At 40.4% G+C, this 16,615-nt stretch carries 15 protein-coding genes; 5 read left to right on the forward strand and 10 right to left on the reverse strand.

Going from position 1 to position 16,615, the window contains the following annotated elements; all coding sequences use genetic code 11:
• Positions 1-7 precede the first annotated feature (7 nt).
• The gene (locus UR08_RS00600; protein ID WP_115751740.1) at positions 8-670 is read left to right on the forward strand and encodes a WxL domain-containing protein; all 663 of its coding nucleotides are present in this window, start codon (positions 8-10) and stop codon (positions 668-670) included.
• 70 nt (positions 671-740) lie between these two features.
• Entirely contained in the window at positions 741-1,763 is a 1,023-nt protein-coding gene (locus tag UR08_RS00605; RefSeq protein WP_165849923.1) for a WxLIP family cell surface protein, read from the forward strand.
• A 67-nt stretch (positions 1,764-1,830) separates the two neighbouring features.
• On the opposite strand, the gene UR08_RS00610 is transcribed toward UR08_RS00605, so the two are convergent.
• The 10 genes from UR08_RS00610 to UR08_RS00655 form a co-directional block, all read right to left on the reverse strand.
• Positions 1,831-2,631 (reverse strand): DUF1828 domain-containing protein, encoded by an 801-nt coding sequence (locus UR08_RS00610; RefSeq protein WP_165849924.1) that lies wholly within the window; start codon positions 2,629-2,631, stop codon positions 1,831-1,833.
• Between the two features lie 24 nt (positions 2,632-2,655).
• Positions 2,656-3,144, reverse strand: coding sequence for a DUF6978 family protein (locus UR08_RS00615; protein WP_115751743.1), 489 nt, complete (start codon positions 3,142-3,144; stop codon positions 2,656-2,658).
• A gap of 34 nt (positions 3,145-3,178) precedes the next feature.
• Positions 3,179-4,249 carry a type I restriction endonuclease gene (locus UR08_RS00620; RefSeq protein WP_115751744.1) on the reverse strand — a complete coding sequence of 357 codons (1,071 nt, stop codon included), beginning with the start codon at positions 4,247-4,249 and terminating at the stop codon, positions 3,179-3,181.
• Between the two features lie 201 nt (positions 4,250-4,450).
• The gene (locus UR08_RS00625; protein WP_115751745.1) at positions 4,451-5,773 is read right to left on the reverse strand and encodes an APC family permease; all 1,323 of its coding nucleotides are present in this window, start codon (positions 5,771-5,773) and stop codon (positions 4,451-4,453) included.
• 77 nt (positions 5,774-5,850) lie between these two features.
• Entirely contained in the window at positions 5,851-6,816 is a 966-nt protein-coding gene (locus UR08_RS00630) for an L-threonine 3-dehydrogenase (RefSeq protein ID WP_115751746.1), read from the reverse strand.
• 58 nt (positions 6,817-6,874) lie between these two features.
• On the reverse strand, positions 6,875-8,068 hold the full coding sequence (locus UR08_RS00635) for a glycine C-acetyltransferase (protein WP_115751747.1): 1,194 nt from the start codon (positions 8,066-8,068) through the stop codon (positions 6,875-6,877).
• A gap of 35 nt (positions 8,069-8,103) precedes the next feature.
• Positions 8,104-10,194, reverse strand: coding sequence for a BglG family transcription antiterminator (locus UR08_RS00640; RefSeq protein WP_115751748.1), 2,091 nt, complete (start codon positions 10,192-10,194; stop codon positions 8,104-8,106).
• 345 nt (positions 10,195-10,539) lie between these two features.
• On the reverse strand, positions 10,540-11,055 hold the full coding sequence (locus UR08_RS00645; protein WP_115751749.1) for a ClbS/DfsB family four-helix bundle protein: 516 nt from the start codon (positions 11,053-11,055) through the stop codon (positions 10,540-10,542).
• 50 nt (positions 11,056-11,105) lie between these two features.
• Complete coding sequence (locus UR08_RS00650) at positions 11,106-11,504, reverse strand: VOC family protein (protein ID WP_115751750.1); 399 nt, start codon at positions 11,502-11,504, stop codon at positions 11,106-11,108.
• A 64-nt stretch (positions 11,505-11,568) separates the two neighbouring features.
• Complete coding sequence (locus tag UR08_RS00655; protein ID WP_115751751.1) at positions 11,569-11,748, reverse strand: hypothetical protein; 180 nt, start codon at positions 11,746-11,748, stop codon at positions 11,569-11,571.
• A gap of 274 nt (positions 11,749-12,022) precedes the next feature.
• On the opposite strand from UR08_RS00655, the gene licT reads away from it, so the two are divergent.
• From licT to UR08_RS00670, 3 genes are all read left to right on the forward strand, one after another.
• Positions 12,023-12,862, forward strand: coding sequence for a BglG family transcription antiterminator LicT (licT, locus tag UR08_RS00660; protein ID WP_115751752.1), 840 nt, complete (start codon positions 12,023-12,025; stop codon positions 12,860-12,862).
• 416 nt (positions 12,863-13,278) lie between these two features.
• Positions 13,279-14,037, forward strand: a complete 759-nt coding sequence (locus UR08_RS00665; protein WP_115751753.1) for a hypothetical protein — start codon at positions 13,279-13,281, stop codon at positions 14,035-14,037.
• 44 nt (positions 14,038-14,081) lie between these two features.
• Positions 14,082-16,601: a right-handed parallel beta-helix repeat-containing protein gene (locus tag UR08_RS00670; protein ID WP_165849925.1), complete on the forward strand. Its 2,520-nt coding sequence runs from the start codon at positions 14,082-14,084 to the stop codon at positions 16,599-16,601.
• The last annotated feature ends 14 nt before the right edge of the window (positions 16,602-16,615 follow it).

A 16,615-nucleotide genomic window follows, 5' to 3' on the forward strand; every position in this document is an offset into this window, starting at 1 on the left:
AATTAATATGAAAAAAGAAAAATTAGTAGTGGCCATTCTTGGCGGAGTAGCGGTGCTTTCACTTGGTGCACAAACGAGTATAGCGGCTGGAGATGCAGCAACATCACAAGTACAGATCAAACTTCAACCAGGTAATGCCAATAAGCCAGTAGATCCAGTTGTTCCGAATGAAGACCCAAATGATCACACGGGGGAAACAGGGAATGTGGGCTTACTCACAATTGATAAGGTGACGCCGTTTGAATTTGGTGAGCACGAATTGACGGAAGACGCGGAAACTTTTTCGATCACGGCTAAAAATCCAAATATCCAGGTTTCGGACCGTCGTGGTGAGGGGCAAGGATGGGCACTTCAAGTAGGGCTTTCTGCGTTCTTGGATGCGAAAGACACGGATAAGGTATTAAAAGGTGCGGAGCTTGTGATTCCAGATGGGCATTTGCAAACGACTGCTGGGAATGTTTCGAAAAAGCCAGAAGAATTTGCGGTGAAACTGGAAGCGGACGGAAAAGGTATGGCTACTTTGATGCAAGCGGACAAGGATTCTGGGATGGGTTCTTGGGCAGATGTATTAGATGGCAAAGACATTAAACTTTTAGTGCCTGCTGGCAATTATTCTGGTGAATATAGCGCGACTTTAAACTGGAGCTTGGTTGACGCGCCAACAAAATAAGTCAAACAAATTCAAATGGCAATTAGTCTCTTTTAGATTAATTGCCATTTGAAGTAGAAAGGAAATGAGGATGGGTATAAATCGGGTTTTAAGTGGTGTGTTCATTGGGATCGGGACTTTTTTAGGGCTGATGGTACATGCAGAGGCAAGCCATATGAATTATAGTGTCCAAGCGAATATCCCTGCTAATCAACTGGATAAAACGAAAACATACTTTGATTTGCGGATGAAGCCGGGAGAAAAGCAAACAATTTCGCTAACGCTTAAAAATAAGGCAGGGGAAGCGACAACGATTTTGGTCGAGCCGAACCGGGCGACGACGAATCGGAATGGCGTGATCGATTACGGGGCATCAAATGACAAGCCGGACAATTCACTCGAGGTAAACTTTGAACAATTGATTTCTAGCAAAAAAGAAGTGAAGCTAGCGCGAGGCGAGGAGAAAAAGGTGGATTTCACGCTTCAAATGCCAGCGCGGCCGTTTTCTGGAATGGTTTTGGGCGGGTTTTATGTGCACGAAAAAGAGGCGAATCCAGATACGTCGGAAGCGAAAAAAGTTCAAGTGAAAAATGATTTTTCCTACGTGATCGGGGTGAAATTAACGGAATCGGATGAGCCGATGGCACCAGATTTGCGATTAAATGAAGTGAAGCCGGGACTCGAGAATTATCAGACGATGGTTTCGGCGAACATTCAAAACACTGCGCCGACGATTCTTTCGGATTTGCATGTAGAGGCGGAGGTTTTAAAGCGCGGAGAAGAACGTGTACTTCATCGTGTGAGTCGTGATAATCAAGTGATGGCACCAAATTCCAATTATAATTTTACGATTCCGTGGGATAATGAAAAACTTACACCTGGGAAATACTTACTAAGACTGAAGGCGCGCGACGGGGCAGGGCACAAGTGGGATTTTCGGAAGGGTTTTGTGATTCACGAGAAAGATGAAGATTTTAACAAAGAGGCCCTTTTACTTCCAAAAGAGCAACATTCCATTTTAAAAAGCAGCTTGATTGTTGCAGGTGGGCTTGTTGCTATGGTCGGAATCCTCATGTTTTTCGTCATCAGAAGCCGGAAGCGAAACAAAAGTTGATAGTTGGTAAAAAACAGAAATCCGGAAGTAAAATACTTCCGGATTTCTGTTTTTTAGTTGCATATACTTAAGAACTTTTGAGTTCTTTTATCCAAGTATTACGTTTGCTCCACAGGTACAATTTTACGTTAGCAGGAGAAGCTTCATTGCTTGAAAAATTTGTGATAGAATTAGCAAAAATTTTACTTACTTTGTTTGCTTCGTCATCTGCGATGATAATTTTGTCGATTTTTCTTGAGCTATCATCTAGATCAATAAACGAAAATAACGGTTCCATATAAGCTTCTGATCTCGGATTGGCTACAGCTTTGATTAGCTTTTGATTGGAATTTTTGGTCATCCCAATTGAAAAATCAAAAGAAAGGGTATTCCCCGTTTTTCCAATAAATTGGGCATTAGGTGTAATGCTTAATTCATTGTCAAGTAAAAATTCTTGTAGATCCTCAGAAAAGAAATTGGTTATCCTATTCCTCGTTGTGAGGAGCATATCATTAATCCGAATAATACATTGAATCAACATATGCTGTTTCGCTGGATAACTTGAGATATTATCAAATTTAACAAATAACTCGTAAGTTTTAGAATCAAAACTGACTCCAAATGTTCTTAAAGTTTTGTTAAAAAAATCTCGGCGCTTTCCTTGCTTGAAGATATCTACTCCCATTGAGTCCAGTTCGTCAACAGCATAGCCATCATCTGAAAGAATGTAATGAGCAGATTTTTGTTCAAGAAATAGATTGATATAATCATTGCTAGGATCTACAAAAGGTGTTTCGATCTTGATAAAATCTTGATCTGTTTCAAAATTAATTTTTTTCATAGACCAGTCTAAGTATTCTTTTTTTAGTTTTTTCTTTAAATCAATCATAAAGCATCTGCCTCCTTTCATTCATTACAGGATAGTCGTATTGACATAGATTTCAAATTCATCCAACTGAGCAACATTGATACGCTCTAAAAACCTGCGGAAAACAATCGCAATGTCTTCCAGCTCTTCGGATGTCAAATACATTTTAGCATAGTTTTCATTTAAAGGGTATGCAATGCTATCGCCATAATTTTCATCAGCTATATGAATATGCGGGCAAGGGATTACTTGATTAGCATACTCAAAATCCCCATTTGGATTTTCGTGAGCAGGACCACATAAATCAAGCCGAATCAGTTTTATATCGCGGTGCAAGTCTTCCCTTAATTGAAAAGTACATTTTGGAGCTTTCCGGCCTGCGCGATTTAAATCCACCGTAAAAGTCGTTAAATTGCTCCTTAATTTTAGTGAAGATTTATTCCCGTTATCAGGTAACCAAAGTTTTTTAAGAAATGAATCGTTCATGCGTTTTAAACTAGAAATTAAGTTTCGGATTTCCTCATTTGTTAGCATAAATATCACTCTAATATAGTTATTCTAGGTGAGACTATAAAAACTTTTCAGTGATTGGAACAATTTGCTCTTTGTAATTAAAAATATCAGTTACAGTAAAAATTTCAATTTCCGTTTTTGCGTCATCATTTAAGATGATATATTTTCGTGAGTGATTGATGTAAAGTCGAAGAATCCATTTACGAATGTTATCATCCACAATAATATTAAAATAAGACCGATTATCACGATAAAAAATTCGATTTAAATCAATTGTATCTTTTAAAATAAGTTTAGTCGTTGCGAAGGCTTCGATTTCTTCTTCTGTGGTGATAATTTTTGATTCGTTCTCCGCCGCTTGTTTCTCTTCTTCCTCTTCATTAGTAGTTGAACTGACTGATGAATTAAGTGCGGCCGTTAGCTTACTATTAACTTGTTCTGCGATAAATTGTCTAAAACCACGTTTAACAACCGGCGTAAATTTATCAATGACTTCTTTACGCTTCACACCATCATAGATTTTAGCGATGATAAATTTAACAAATTCCTCACTAGGATCATTAAGCTGTGTGGTTAAAAATTCTTTTATATAACCCAAATATTTTAAATCAGAAGCCGCCTTTGAAATGTTAACCAAATCGAAATTTTCTTTATGGAATTTAAAAATTTCAGTGGCTTGACCGTCTTTTAATTCAGTGATGAAAAATGAAAAGAAGGGAGATCTATCCATCTTATTAGGCTCATCTAAATCAGTGTAAAAGCGGTATTCATTGCCGTTCGTTAAAATGCCTATTTTCGCCGTAGTTGTTCCAAAATAACGGAATAATTGCGAATCGTGTTTATGTAATTTTTCAGCAACAGATTTTGCTTCAATTAAAATTAGCGGTTTCCTATCTTCCAAAATCGCGTAATCTACTTTTTCTCCTTTTTTTATGCCAACATCAGCGATAAATTCGGGAGAGAATTCTAACGGATTAAAAACATCATAACCAAGAACTTGAAAGAAAGGCATGATAAGAGAAGTTTTTGTGGCTTCTTCCGTTGTAATGCTGTCTTTTAACTGAGTAACACGTTCACTAATCGTTTTTAAAGCTGTTGAAAATTGTTCGAGTTCCAATTTGTTCATCTCCTATATCTGTTTTTTGTTTGTTGTATTAAAACTTGGAAACACAGGACTTACCGCTTTATTAGATTGAAAACTTAGTTCATCTATATCAAATTTACCAAAATGCTATAAGTGTTGCAATTTTTTGCCATTTTATACGTTGCCATCTTTATAAAAACAGGAACTGCCAACGCAGTTCCTGCTTTTTTAGGATATTTATTCTTAATCATTCAGATGTCCTTTGTGTCTCTTATAAAAATAAATTGGAAGCCCAATCGCAGTGAGCAGGAGCCCAATCCCGGCATTGGCAGGTTGTGTAAACAGTGTGTTTAAAACGATGAAAGCTCCACCGAGAATCGCGATGATCGGAATGACCGGATAGAAAGGAACTTTGTACGGTCGTGCAAGATCTGGTTCGCGTTTTCTCAAAATAAAGACGGCGAAGAAAATCATCGTATAGAAAATCCAAATAACAAAAATTAACATATCAGTCAATTGGTTAAATTGACCAGAGAAAATCATGATGATCGAAATGAGCAAAATCACAATTCCACTGTTATAAGGAACCGCTGTTTTTCCAAGTTTACGGAACCAGCCGCTGAATGGCAGTTGGTTTTGTAACGCCATCGCATATGGAATCCGAATTCCTGTCATCGTATATCCATTGATCGTTCCAAACACGGAAATAAGGATACCTACTGTAATCAGTTTGCCGCCGATAGAACCGAAGATCAAGCTAGCTGCATCTGCTGCAGGTGTTGCCGTTGCGGCAAGAGCTGCTGCTGGCATGACCATTAGATACGCAATGTTGATCAGTAAGTAAACGACCATGACGCTTGTTAGTCCGATTACGATCGCTTTTGGTAAGTCTTTTTTCGGGTTTTTCATTTCGCCCGCAATATTTCCAACGTGAATCCAGCCATCATACGCGAACATCGTAGCTACAAGCCCCGAACCGAGACTCGTGAGAAACGGATGATCCTCAACGCTCATTGGAAACAAACGAAATGCTACATCGCCCTGATGGAATAACCCAAAAATAATAATAAGTGCTAAAGGAACGAGCTTACAAATCGTTGTAATCGCCTGGAAAGAACCCGCAATTTTGGCTCCGAGAAAATTCATGAGCATAATAAATGCGGCTGCTGCTATCGCAACGGGAATGATAATGTTGTCGCTTGTGCCAAATAAATTGGCTACCTGAGTTGCAAAGATAATTGAGAGGGCAGCGATGTTTGCCGGAAAATAAATGACCGTCTGCGCCCAACCTAACATGTATGAGGCAAGCTTCCCATAAGTTTTGCGAAGATAAACGACCATTCCGCCAGTCTCAGGAATTGCTGCCGATAATTCTGCTGCCGTCAAACCACCACAAATTGTAATGACACCACCGAGTATCCAAGCAAGAAGTCCGAGACCTGCCGTTCCAGTTGCAGAAAATACGGCTTCTGGTTTGAAAAATACTCCTGACCCAATTACAGTTCCGACAACAACAGTCAGTGCCGTGAAAAAGCCAATCTCTTTTTTTAGTTTTTGTTGTTCCATAAATTCCCCTAACTGGCTAGGAAAGCAAATTGATTTTGCTTCCCCAGCTCATTTTTTATGCTGTAAGCAAAACGTATTTAATTTGCCATACTAGTATTCTGCATTTTTTTGGATAATTTTTCAAGCATATCCTGTGTCATGCGATCAAGATCGTATTTAGGAGCAAATCCCCATTCGTTTTTTGCGCAAGTTGCATCAAGTGAATCTGGCCAAGAATCCGCGATTTTTTGACGAACTGGATCCACGTCATAGCCAAGTGTAAAGTCAGGCATAACCTTTTGAATCGATGCCGCAACTTGCTCAGGATCCACACTCATCGCTGTGATGTTAAAGGCATTGCGGTGAACAAGGCGACTTGGATCAGCTTCAAGCAACTGAACAATCGCATCAATCGCATCTGGCATGTACATCATGTCCATGAAAGTGCCTTTTTCGATAAAGGAATCATAATGGCCTTTTTTAAGTGCTTCATAATAAATATCTACGGCATAATCGGTTGTTCCGCCGCCAGGAAGTGTTTTGTAAGAAATAAGTCCTGGGAAGCGTACACCACGTGTATCCACGCCGAATTTTGCATGATAATAATCACAAAGGAGTTCTCCGGCTACTTTTGTCACCCCGTACATGGTTGTTGGGCGTTGCAAAGTATCTTGCGGCGTATTTTCACTCGGTGTTCCTGGTCCGAAGCAACCAATTGAGCTCGGCGTAAAGAATTTCAAATTGAGTTCGCGAGCCACTTCAAGTGCATTCATAAGGCCGCCCATGTTAAGATCCCAAGCAAGTTGAGGCTTGGCTTCAGCAACCGCTGAAAGAAGAGCTGCTAAATGGATTAAAGTGTCTACTTCATATTTTTCAGCTAAATCTTGCATTTTTTGTTTATCAGTTACATCTAAAATTTCAAAGATTCCTTCATCGCACACAGGGCTGTCAATCTTACGAATATCTGTCGCAATCACATTGTCTGTTCCATAATCTTCACGCAAGCGAGTAGTTAATTCTGAACCAATTTGTCCAAGGCATCCGGTAATTAAAATTTTCTTCATTCAAATTCCCTCCAAGTTTTAACTTACTTTTTTTGACTAGCTTTATTTTGTGTTTTAATCAGCTAATTACACCAAGTTCTTTTCCAACTTTTTCATAAATCGCGAGAACTTGATCGAGCATTTCTTTCGTATGCGCGGCTGTCGGCATGTTACGTGCACGACCTGTTCCTTTTGGTACTGTAGGGAAGACGATTGATTTTGCATAAACGCCTTCTTCGAGTAAGCGACGCGAGAATTTTTGCGTTAAGTTTTCATCACCAATGATACATGGCGTGATCGGTGTTTCTGAGTGACCAATATCAAATCCTAGCTCTTTTAAGCCAGCTTTCAAATAAGTGCCATTTTCCCATAGTTTATCAATCGTTCCAGGTTCTTTTTCCATCAAATCAAACGCAGTGATACAAGCTGCTGCTGAACCAGGAGTTAGCGATGTGGAGAATAAAAACGGACGAGCGCGAACTTTTAACCAGTCGATGAGTTCTCTAGAGCCCGCGACATATCCACCGACAACCCCAATTGCTTTTGAAAGAGTCCCAATTTGGAAGTCGATTTTGTCCGATAATCCGAAATGTTTCACGGTTCCAGCACCACCGCCCATAACACCAGAGCCATGTGCATCATCAATATAAGTAATGAGTCCAAATTCTTGGGCGATTTCAACGATTTCTGGAACTTTCGCCACATCGCCATCCATTGAGAAGACGCCGTCACTGATATACATAACTTTTTCGTATTCGCCACTTTCTGTCGCTTGTTTGGCAAGCTCACGCAAGTGATCCATATCTTGATGGCTTGCCCGAATGACTTTAGCGCCTGAGAGGCGACAGCCGTCAATGATCGAAGCATGATTTAATTCATCCGAGATAATCGCATCTTTTTTCGTCATCACTGCCGAAATTGCCCCCATGTTACAGTTGAATCCAGATTGGAATGCGATTGCAGCTTCAGTATGTTTGAATTCCGCGATGCGTTTTTCAAGCTCATCATGAATGGTCATCGTTCCATTAATCGTACGAACAGCACCAGCACCAACACCAAATTCTTCTGTCGCTTCTACACAGCTTTTCTTAAGACGAGCATCGTTTGAAAAACCCAAGTAGTTGTTAGAAGATAAATTGATGAGCTGTTTACCATTAATTTCGATTTCTGCGCCATTTGGACCTTGCAGAGAATCAATTTCGTTATATAAACCTTGTTCGCGAAGCGCTTTCAAATTTGGTTCTAAAAAATCATGTAAAGTTGAACTTGTCATTTTTAAAATTCCTCCTATTTATTTAAAAATATTCTTTATGAAAAGAAGTTTTGTGTCTTTTTTTGTTCCAGAAATTCGCGCAGACTAACAGCAAAGAACGCTTCCAGACTTTTCTTACCGCCAGATTCAGCTAGGGGCACGAGGCTGTCGTCTTCTGTGAGCATATTCAGCAAATACGTAACGATTTCAAGCTCCGCCGCATTAAGCTCATAAGGTAGAACAAAAATCATCACAAGCGAAACCCCAGATTTGACTTCGCCATCCATCTGAAAATCAATGGAATGAGCCAGCTTGAAAGTGAAAAGAGCTGCCCGGTCAACATTTTCATTCACAACAAAAATCCCCGTATTCATACCTGCAGAAATCATTTTTCGCTTCGACTCAAGCGAATTTAGTTTCCCGAAAAGCCTTGCTCCGTCGATGCGTTCATTTAGCTCAGCGATACGCCCACTTAATTTTCGAAGGTTGTCTTCTGCATTCCGTGTCATAGCGCTTTCCTGCTCAATGATAATGGACTCAAGAAACGAAAGGACGAGCAGAGAATAGTTATGTACACGTTTAAGTTCCGCGATGGTGCCTGTGAGACTTGTATCAAACAAGTGATTTTGAACCGTTTGCGTGTTTTTTTCAGCACTTACTTTTTGCTCCAGTTTCGCTTCGATTTTTGCAATTTCCTCATCAGAAATGAAAATGCTAATCCATTCATAGTCCATAGCAAAATCGCTTAATTCCGTTGTAGAAAGAATGATGTCATATTTTTCGAAATCCGTTTCTTTCGTAAGCTCGAGTGGCGTGACAAATTTCATTTTTTGGAGTTTCGGCAGCCGTTTTTTAAACTTAGCGCGAATCCAAGTGGTGACGCCGTTACTTCTTGAAGTCACAACGAGCGCGCTATAAGGACGCAAATTTTCAGCTTGTAAAATCGCCGCTTCAAAGTGCAGAACGATAAAACCACTTTCTTCTTCTGGCAAAGCAGGAAACGGGTAGAGTTCTGACGCAATTTTGTGCACCGAATCAAACAACTCGCCAAATTCGGAGCGGATCAAACTGAGGAGCGGGTTGTTTGGCGGCAGATTCTTTTTCAGCCGCACAAGCGAGTATTGAATGTGCTCAGAAAGCCCTAACAAAAGCGGCATTTCAGCAAGTGGGAGCCCCAGTTCACGCGTTACACGTGAAATCAATTTTTTAGCAATCCGAATAGCTTGAACCTTTTCGTTACGATAGAAAACCGCTTCTCCCGTATGAATTTCCGATTCGAGAATTTGCATGGTCAATTCCGTTTTTTCCGTTTCAGGAATGGAAAATTCCGGAAGAGCATCTTGCAAAATTCGCTCGGCAATATCATATTCTGGATAGTCTTGGATAAAAATAGGTTGATCTTCTTTTTCAGCGGCAAACTGACCAAGTTCAATTTGCTTAACAGCAATCAGTAGATAAAGCAGTAAATGCAGATAAGAATCTTCTTGAATTTCGTAAGGTAGCTTTTTCATCCAACGTGTCAAGACGTAATCCGTTTGCTTCAGCGAGTCGAAATCAATGAAAGCGCTTAAAAAATTAAATTCCTCTGGTGACGCCGCAGATAGATCAGGATTGCTGAAATAGTGCTGCAATTTAATTTTAGGAATCGACTGGAAAATTAATTCGCGAATGAGTTCTCGTTTTATTGTAATCGAGGCCTCAAGAACCACGCCAATTCCACGGCGCCGTTTAATTCGCAATTTGCCATGCCAATCTTCTTCAATACGTGAAAGATCACTACTTACAGTGGCCACCGTAACGCTAAGTTCGTAGGCAAGCGAAACAAGCTTAACGGGTTCCGTTTTTTTAAGCAAAATTTGGATCAGCTGTTGCTTGCGCTCAAAAGGTGTAAATTCATGCTTGCCGTTTTGAAGCAATGTTTGAAGAATTGTTTCACGATTTTCATCGGCACCTGTTACAGATAAACGACTTCCTTTTTTGTCGAGCACAAGTTCAAATTGAGCCAAAGTTTGACGAACCTCTTCCAAATCACGGCGAACCGTTCGCTCGCTGACATTTAGCCAGTGGGCAAGCTCCGAAACACTCAAATCCTGTTTTTTAGAAAGTATATTCTCGAGAATAATGCGTGCTCTTGCGGACAAATACATCAGGTTTCTTCCTTTCCAAAAACGCCGGTCATTCTGCCATTTACAAGAACTGCTGGTGTAGATTTGGCTGCTTTATTCTACATCTATATCTTATGACCGCGCTAATTAATAAGCAATATAAACAAATTGCCAATTTGTCCAAAAAAATTCAATCGAAATGGACAAAATCATGTGAACGATAGAAAAAATGGGAAGGAATCATGGAGAGAGTCTTAGAGGGAGAATCCATTTGCCATTTACATTTTGAAGTGTTTGTGAAAAATGAATAATGACTGTTCTCTAAGTATAACGAAGAAAGCTCCAATCGTGAATTAATACCCATCCAAAAAAGAACTTGCGCGACCGTCAAGACAGTCGTGCAAGTTCCCGTTTATACTTTTTAATTTTCTTAATCGCCCAGTCATAGTGGCTGGAAGTGCTAGAAATGAAATACGATCCGAGGGATGTGGTGTTTGTCCAAGGATAGTAACGCTTCGTAAACAATTCCTCATCCGTATGAGCACGAATCAATTCCGTCATCCGAAGATGGCTTTCCTTGAGCAACCGCTCGGCATGTTCTAAATCCGTATCTTGATAAGCTTTCCAAATTTCAAGATTAAGAGCAGGGAGCATTTTAAAAGTGTAGCCTTCTTTGGGGATGGCTGGCTTTTCCCCGCTCATACCTACCTTGTACCAAGTTTCCATCATATTGTGCCATTCGTGTAAATGGATGAAGACATCACGAATGTTGCGGTCGCGGTCTTCAAATGGAAAGTTTCCCTGTTTCGCATCTGCGCCGAGCGTTTCGATCTCTTTAAAAAGGTGCTCAAACTGTTTCTTGCTCGCATCCAGTAGTTCGGTTTTAGTTGCAGGTCGCGCCATTCTTATCAGCTCCTTATAACGTTAGTATAAAGGCTGACATGGTGTAAGAGTCAAATTTTTGGCATATACATGATTTCGAATAAGTGGCCATTAGGATCGTAAAAACTCTTGCTTATCATATCGCCTTCGTTCATTTCCATGCCTCGCTCCGCTCCAGCTGCAATTGCTTTTTCATAAAGCTCATCAACTTCTTGTTTAGAACTTGCGCCTAAAGCAGTGATAACAGATGTTTCAGTATCAAATGAGCCAATTGGTTTTTTCGTAAATTGTTTCATAAATTCGGTTGTAAGCAGCATGATGAATAAATTATCACCAAGCACCATACAAGTGGCATTTTCATCAGTGTATTCGGGATTAAATTCAAAACCAAGTTCTGTAAAAAAAGCAATGGACTCGTCGAGATTATTTACGGGTAGATTAACAAAGATACTATCAAAACGTCTTGCCATACTATTCTCCTCCAATTTTAAAGCCCCGGATCAATCTTTTATGAAAGGATCTGGGGCAGTTTATTTAGTCTAATATTCTTCTGTGAAAATGTGGTTTTGCTTCTTGTTGTTGTTTTTGTTTCATTTGATTTTGCTCGGCATGTGGATCGTCCCGCTCATTTTGCTTAGCAATATCTTTAATGTCCGGCTGCTGCTTCTTTTCCTTCGGCAGATCCTTCAAGTTGGGTTTTAAGTCATCTTTCATCGTTAAAATCCTCCTTAAAATAACGAACTAGTCTTGATATACCCGAAGGAAAAAGAACGAAACCCGAAAAGAAAAAAACACTTCTGAAAAAAGGGATAAAAGTGATGAGAACAAGCTTGCAAACGGTTTCTACGTATACTATAATAAAGAAAGATAATGAAAAAGGATTGTTACTGTTCGGCAGGCAAAACCTGGGTTAATTTAAGAACTGTTTTTGGTGTGCAGTGATTAAATTGATTGAGGTTTTTTTCTTTTGAAAGGACGGGTAGACCGTATGAAAATTAAAAAGGTACTGAATAATAATGTGGTGTGGGCAGAAAATGAACATGCAAAAGAGATTGTTGTGATGGGCCGGGGGATAGCTTTTCAAAAGAAAGTCGGGGACGAAGTTGACGAGACAAAAATCGAAAAAACATTTGTGATGCAGTCAGATGAAATGTCAGAACGGCTTACGGAACTACTGAGCGAAATTTCACCGGAGACATTCCGCGCGGCCGATGATATTATTCAGTATGCGAAAGAAGCTTTGGGCGCGGAGCTTAGCGACAATATTTACATTACGCTCACAGATCATATCAATTTTGCGGTTTCTCGTCACAAGCAAGGAATGGACATGAAAAATGCTTTGCTTTTTGAAATCAAGCGCTTTTATCATGCGGAATATCGAGTCGGCTTAAAGGCGCTTGGAATTGTACAAGAGGAGTTAGGCGTGCTTCTTGGTGAAGATGAAGCAGGTTTTATCGCGCTGCACATTGTAAACGCAAGGCAAGACGGTCAGCAAATGCGGACAACGGTACAGATGACAAAGATCGTACAAGATATTTTAAATATCGTGACGTATCACTATGGTATGATTCTTGATGAAACGTCTTTGAATTATACGCGTTTTGTGACGCATTTGCAGTATTTTGCGCAGCGCATGCTGACGAACGAAATCAAAGAGTCGGGGGACGATTTTTTATATGAGCAAGTTCAAATCAAGTACCCAGAGGCGTTTCACTGTATGCTGAAGGTGGATCAGTATTTGAAAAGCACGCATCAAGCGGAACTTACGCGTGATGAACAGGTTTATCTAACCATTCATATTTACCGAGTAACTGGGGACGTGAAGTAAGTACTTAAGTTCTTGGATGAAAAAGTCTAGAAAATAATTCTAGGCTTTTTTTGGTTATCAAAATACAGATTTGCAGTGATTAGAAGTTCGCTATTGATAAAATAAATTGCTGAAAAAAAGGAGAGGTGATACGAACCGGTTCTAATCTAAATCATGTGGCGGACAGGTTTTCTAAACTTCACACTTGCAAAATCATTCTAAAGAGATGGCCGAACTCTTTCTATCAATCGTACAACAGGGAAATAGTAGACATAGTTCTAAAATCTAAGCTTTTTATATAGAGATCGCCCTTTCCTTATTCTAAAAAACTAAGCGATAGAAAGGAGGGTTGACTGATTGTATTCTTTTTGGTAAAGTTTGAAATAGAACGTGAGTTCCTTTGTGTTATTTTCAAACAATTTAAAGGAGGTCTAAAAATGACCGAAAAAACAACTTTGATTCCTCTTTCTTTGGGAATGAACCCCTATCAACCTATGTATATTGGTGGTGATTTAGTTTGGAAAAGTGAAGCGGGTGACTTTTATTCTTTTGAGAAAAATGAGGCTTTGACACAAGCTGATTACACGCTATTCCCATTTCCAGCCACTTATCCAGATGAAGCTCCTCAGTATGCTTTTCATCACAATATGATGGGGACACTGAAACTAGCGACCCGGAAAGTTGGGAAAACGCATGGACTTCGTTACAAATTGAAAACGGTTGCTGGGAAAATTTACACGGTTCGTTACCGAATAGAACGGGAACGAGTCTTGAATGATGCAAAGACTATTCCTGCACCTAAAGCGATTGTTCGTATAACAGCGGATGAGAAGGGAAAACAACTCTTGAAAGAAAATCTTCATCAAGGGAAACTCTCTGTCACCTATCAAGAAACGATTACTTTAACTTTTCAAGCGACAGGTACAACAAGCTATTTGTTTTTGTTAAATGAGAATGTGAATGCGGAGAGTGGACTTTCTTGGATTAACTTCCAACAGCTGGAAACGGATGCTCCTTGCCCATCTTCTTCGGGAAGCTTAAGGGTGGATCCTTACCAAGAAAATAGAAATCAGCTTACTGGAAGTTATACAGGTCCAGTACAGGAGCCTGTTTATTTGTTAATGGGGAGGCAAAATCCTATGGTGGAAGTTTTCAAAGTGATGGCACCTTTACCTATTACATTGCTAAGGGAATGATCAGTCCTACGGATCATGTCATGTTGGTTAGCCGAGGAGGAGGTTTGCCTGGTGAAAAAAGCATTTTAGCAGTGACAGCTGTTCCTATCATTTCTGAGGGAGCAGTTCAAGTGGATCCTTTTTGGGCGCAAGAAACGACTCAAATTACGGGAAGTTACACAGGAACGGAGCCGTTTAGAGCGGTATTACAGGTGAACGGGAAACAGCATTCAACAGGCGGGACGTTCAACAACGGGTTATTCCAATACTTCGTAGGTAAAGACGTCCTTCGTCCAGAAGATGAAGTCTCTCTAAGCTTTTTGGATACGAAAGGTGATTCGATCGCGACTCAATCCGTGAGCGTATTGTGGGCTCAGCTTTTTAAAGCTCACTACGCTTGTAAGCGAGCGACAATTGAGGGGACTTATCAGGGGAGAAGCGTGAAACTTTTCAAGCTGTCTCAGGAAACAAAAGATGGAAACGAAGAAGTGATCAGTTGGGGCGGATCTTTATTAGAAGAGGAGACCCCGAAACGTTTTTCTTACTGGGTAGGGGTTTCACGCTTTACTCCTGAAGATCATCTTTTTCTCACACCTTACGATGAAAAAGGAAACCCACTAGCTGGTCGTATGCCTGTGATGATCGAAGATGCTACGCTCACACTGGATCCCTATTATCAAAACGATGCTGAATTGACTGGCAAGTATACAGGTTCAATTGAAGGCGCTTCTCTATACATAGGAGGACAGGAAAAACCAGTTCGACAAGGTGGCGAGTTTAAGGATGGAATGTTCCGTTTTTACATGGGAAAACTAGATCTAAAGACAGGCCCAATTACTTTGGTTCCATATAATAAGAGTGGAGATTTACTTTATCCAGAGACACAAGTCATGATTCGCAGAGGTGATTTGTTCCCAAGTGCGTATGGAATGGGACGAAGTGAGATTCAAGGAACTTTCAAAGGAAATATTCAGCTTGCCAAACTCCAAGTGAATCAAGATCCGCAGAAAGTTTCCTGGGGAGGAAGCTTCCATGATGGGACGTTCTCCTTTTATATTCGACCAGGTTGGATTACGGGGCTGACGGATCGAGTGACATTAACGGGATATTCATCTAGTCAAGAAATCATTGCGGGGCCTGTGACGGTTCCTTTACAAATTCAGGCACGGAATCAAGTTCCTACGATCTCAGAAGTCGACTTAGCAGAGGTGATCCGCGAGGCACAAGAAGCTGGAAAAACAACGGTTTATTTAAAAGCTGCAACTGAAGTCGTATATACGGTAGGGGCTAGAGGAGCCTCCGCATTACCTCGAGATATAGCAGTGAGCTTAGTTGGTGTGAAAGATGCGCAGAATCGGCCGCTGTCAAGGGTGCAGATGGAATATCTAGATAGGGGCGAGCAAAAACCTCACTATATGCTTTCTTTTTTACAGGGAGTTGAAAATCTGTTAATTGAGGGAATTCAATTTGATTTGGCAGAAAATGGGCGGGGAGGCTTGTTCTTTGACCAAGCGAAGCGAATACGGATTCGGTATTGCCAATTTGGTGGATATAGTTTTAGCACAGGTCATTATCCCGATGATAGTAATATCCTGTTACAAGAATGTCAACAGGTATGGATCGAAAATAATCGATTTTTCAATAATAAGGGAGGAACAGCAGAGGTTGAATTAAATCGGTGTGTAACAGTGCAAGAAGGATACTACCAACAATCGTTCTCTGAACACATTTATATCCGGCGCAACCAGTTCCAATCGGTTTGCCAAGGTGTGGTTATTTCGGCAGGTAAAATGCGGGATTTTCAAGTCCATCAGAACCAATTTGAGGCAGTCCGAGATAATGCCATTTATGCGTTACGCCTTCTTCGGGGATGGTTGACAGAAAATACGTTTAACGGACTGGAAGATGAGGCCATCGTTGTAGGGGCAAACCGGAATTTTCCTGCTGAACTAACTCGGGATATGGTGTTAGATGTGGTTGGGAATCAAGCTCAAAATGTGAAAGTGAAATTTGTAGGGGTGAACGGGGAGGTGGCCGAACTAGCACTACTTGCGAATCAAGTTATGAATGAATATCATGGTACAGTTGATCGACCAGCAGTTTTGGCATACCGACGAAATACAGATGCCGAAACGACTCAGCGATTACTGGTGTGCGGAAATACCTTTGATCTGGATACTAATCCTTCAGATTATGATGTCTTTCCGTTGGGAAGTGCTACGTATGCGCAATTTAAGGAAAATCGCATTACGCTTGCTGGTTTAGCCCAACTTCAAAAAGTATTTACTTTTCGTGGCGGCATGCTACAAAAAGAAATCTTACAGGATGGGTCTCTAGGAGATTATTTGTTGGATCAATCGATTCCAATTGATACATTGCTTCTTTTACGAAATGTGTGGAAAGTGCGTGAGCATGGACAGCTGGATCAACAAGCTGTTTTACTACGAGGGTGGCAATCTCGAGAAGAAGAGCAAGAGAAACGGTGGTGGAAAGTGCCAATCGGCACTTTAGTGATTAGCGGTCCAACTTTTCCAATTTTGAAGTTTCAAAATGAAAATGATTATCCGTATCAAACTTATTTCTAAGTAAGTTTGATAGA

The sequence above is a fragment of the Listeria kieliensis genome (genome assembly GCF_003369925.1).
Lineage (GTDB): Bacteria > Bacillota > Bacilli > Lactobacillales > Listeriaceae > Listeria > Listeria kieliensis_A.

Coding starts and splice junctions, on each gene's coding strand:
- UR08_RS00655 (WP_115751751.1), bottom strand. CDS start 11,748: ATGAAAGATGACTTAAAACCCAACTTGAAGGATCTGCCGAAGGAAAAG.
- licT (WP_115751752.1), top strand. CDS start 12,023: ATGAAAATTAAAAAGGTACTGAATAATAATGTGGTGTGGGCAGAAAAT.
- UR08_RS00650 (WP_115751750.1), bottom strand. CDS start 11,504: ATGGCAAGACGTTTTGATAGTATCTTTGTTAATCTACCCGTAAATAAT.
- UR08_RS00610 (WP_165849924.1), bottom strand. CDS start 2,631: ATGATTGATTTAAAGAAAAAACTAAAAAAAGAATACTTAGACTGGTCT.
- UR08_RS00635 (WP_115751747.1), bottom strand. CDS start 8,068: ATGACAAGTTCAACTTTACATGATTTTTTAGAACCAAATTTGAAAGCG.
- UR08_RS00620 (WP_115751744.1), bottom strand. CDS start 4,249: ATGAACAAATTGGAACTCGAACAATTTTCAACAGCTTTAAAAACGATT.
- UR08_RS00645 (WP_115751749.1), bottom strand. CDS start 11,055: ATGGCGCGACCTGCAACTAAAACCGAACTACTGGATGCGAGCAAGAAA.
- UR08_RS00625 (WP_115751745.1), bottom strand. CDS start 5,773: ATGGAACAACAAAAACTAAAAAAAGAGATTGGCTTTTTCACGGCACTG.
- UR08_RS00615 (WP_115751743.1), bottom strand. CDS start 3,144: ATGCTAACAAATGAGGAAATCCGAAACTTAATTTCTAGTTTAAAACGC.
- UR08_RS00605 (WP_165849923.1), top strand. CDS start 741: ATGGGTATAAATCGGGTTTTAAGTGGTGTGTTCATTGGGATCGGGACT.
- UR08_RS00665 (WP_115751753.1), top strand. CDS start 13,279: ATGACCGAAAAAACAACTTTGATTCCTCTTTCTTTGGGAATGAACCCC.
- UR08_RS00630 (WP_115751746.1), bottom strand. CDS start 6,816: ATGAAGAAAATTTTAATTACCGGATGCCTTGGACAAATTGGTTCAGAA.
- UR08_RS00600 (WP_115751740.1), top strand. CDS start 8: ATGAAAAAAGAAAAATTAGTAGTGGCCATTCTTGGCGGAGTAGCGGTG.
- UR08_RS00640 (WP_115751748.1), bottom strand. CDS start 10,194: ATGTATTTGTCCGCAAGAGCACGCATTATTCTCGAGAATATACTTTCT.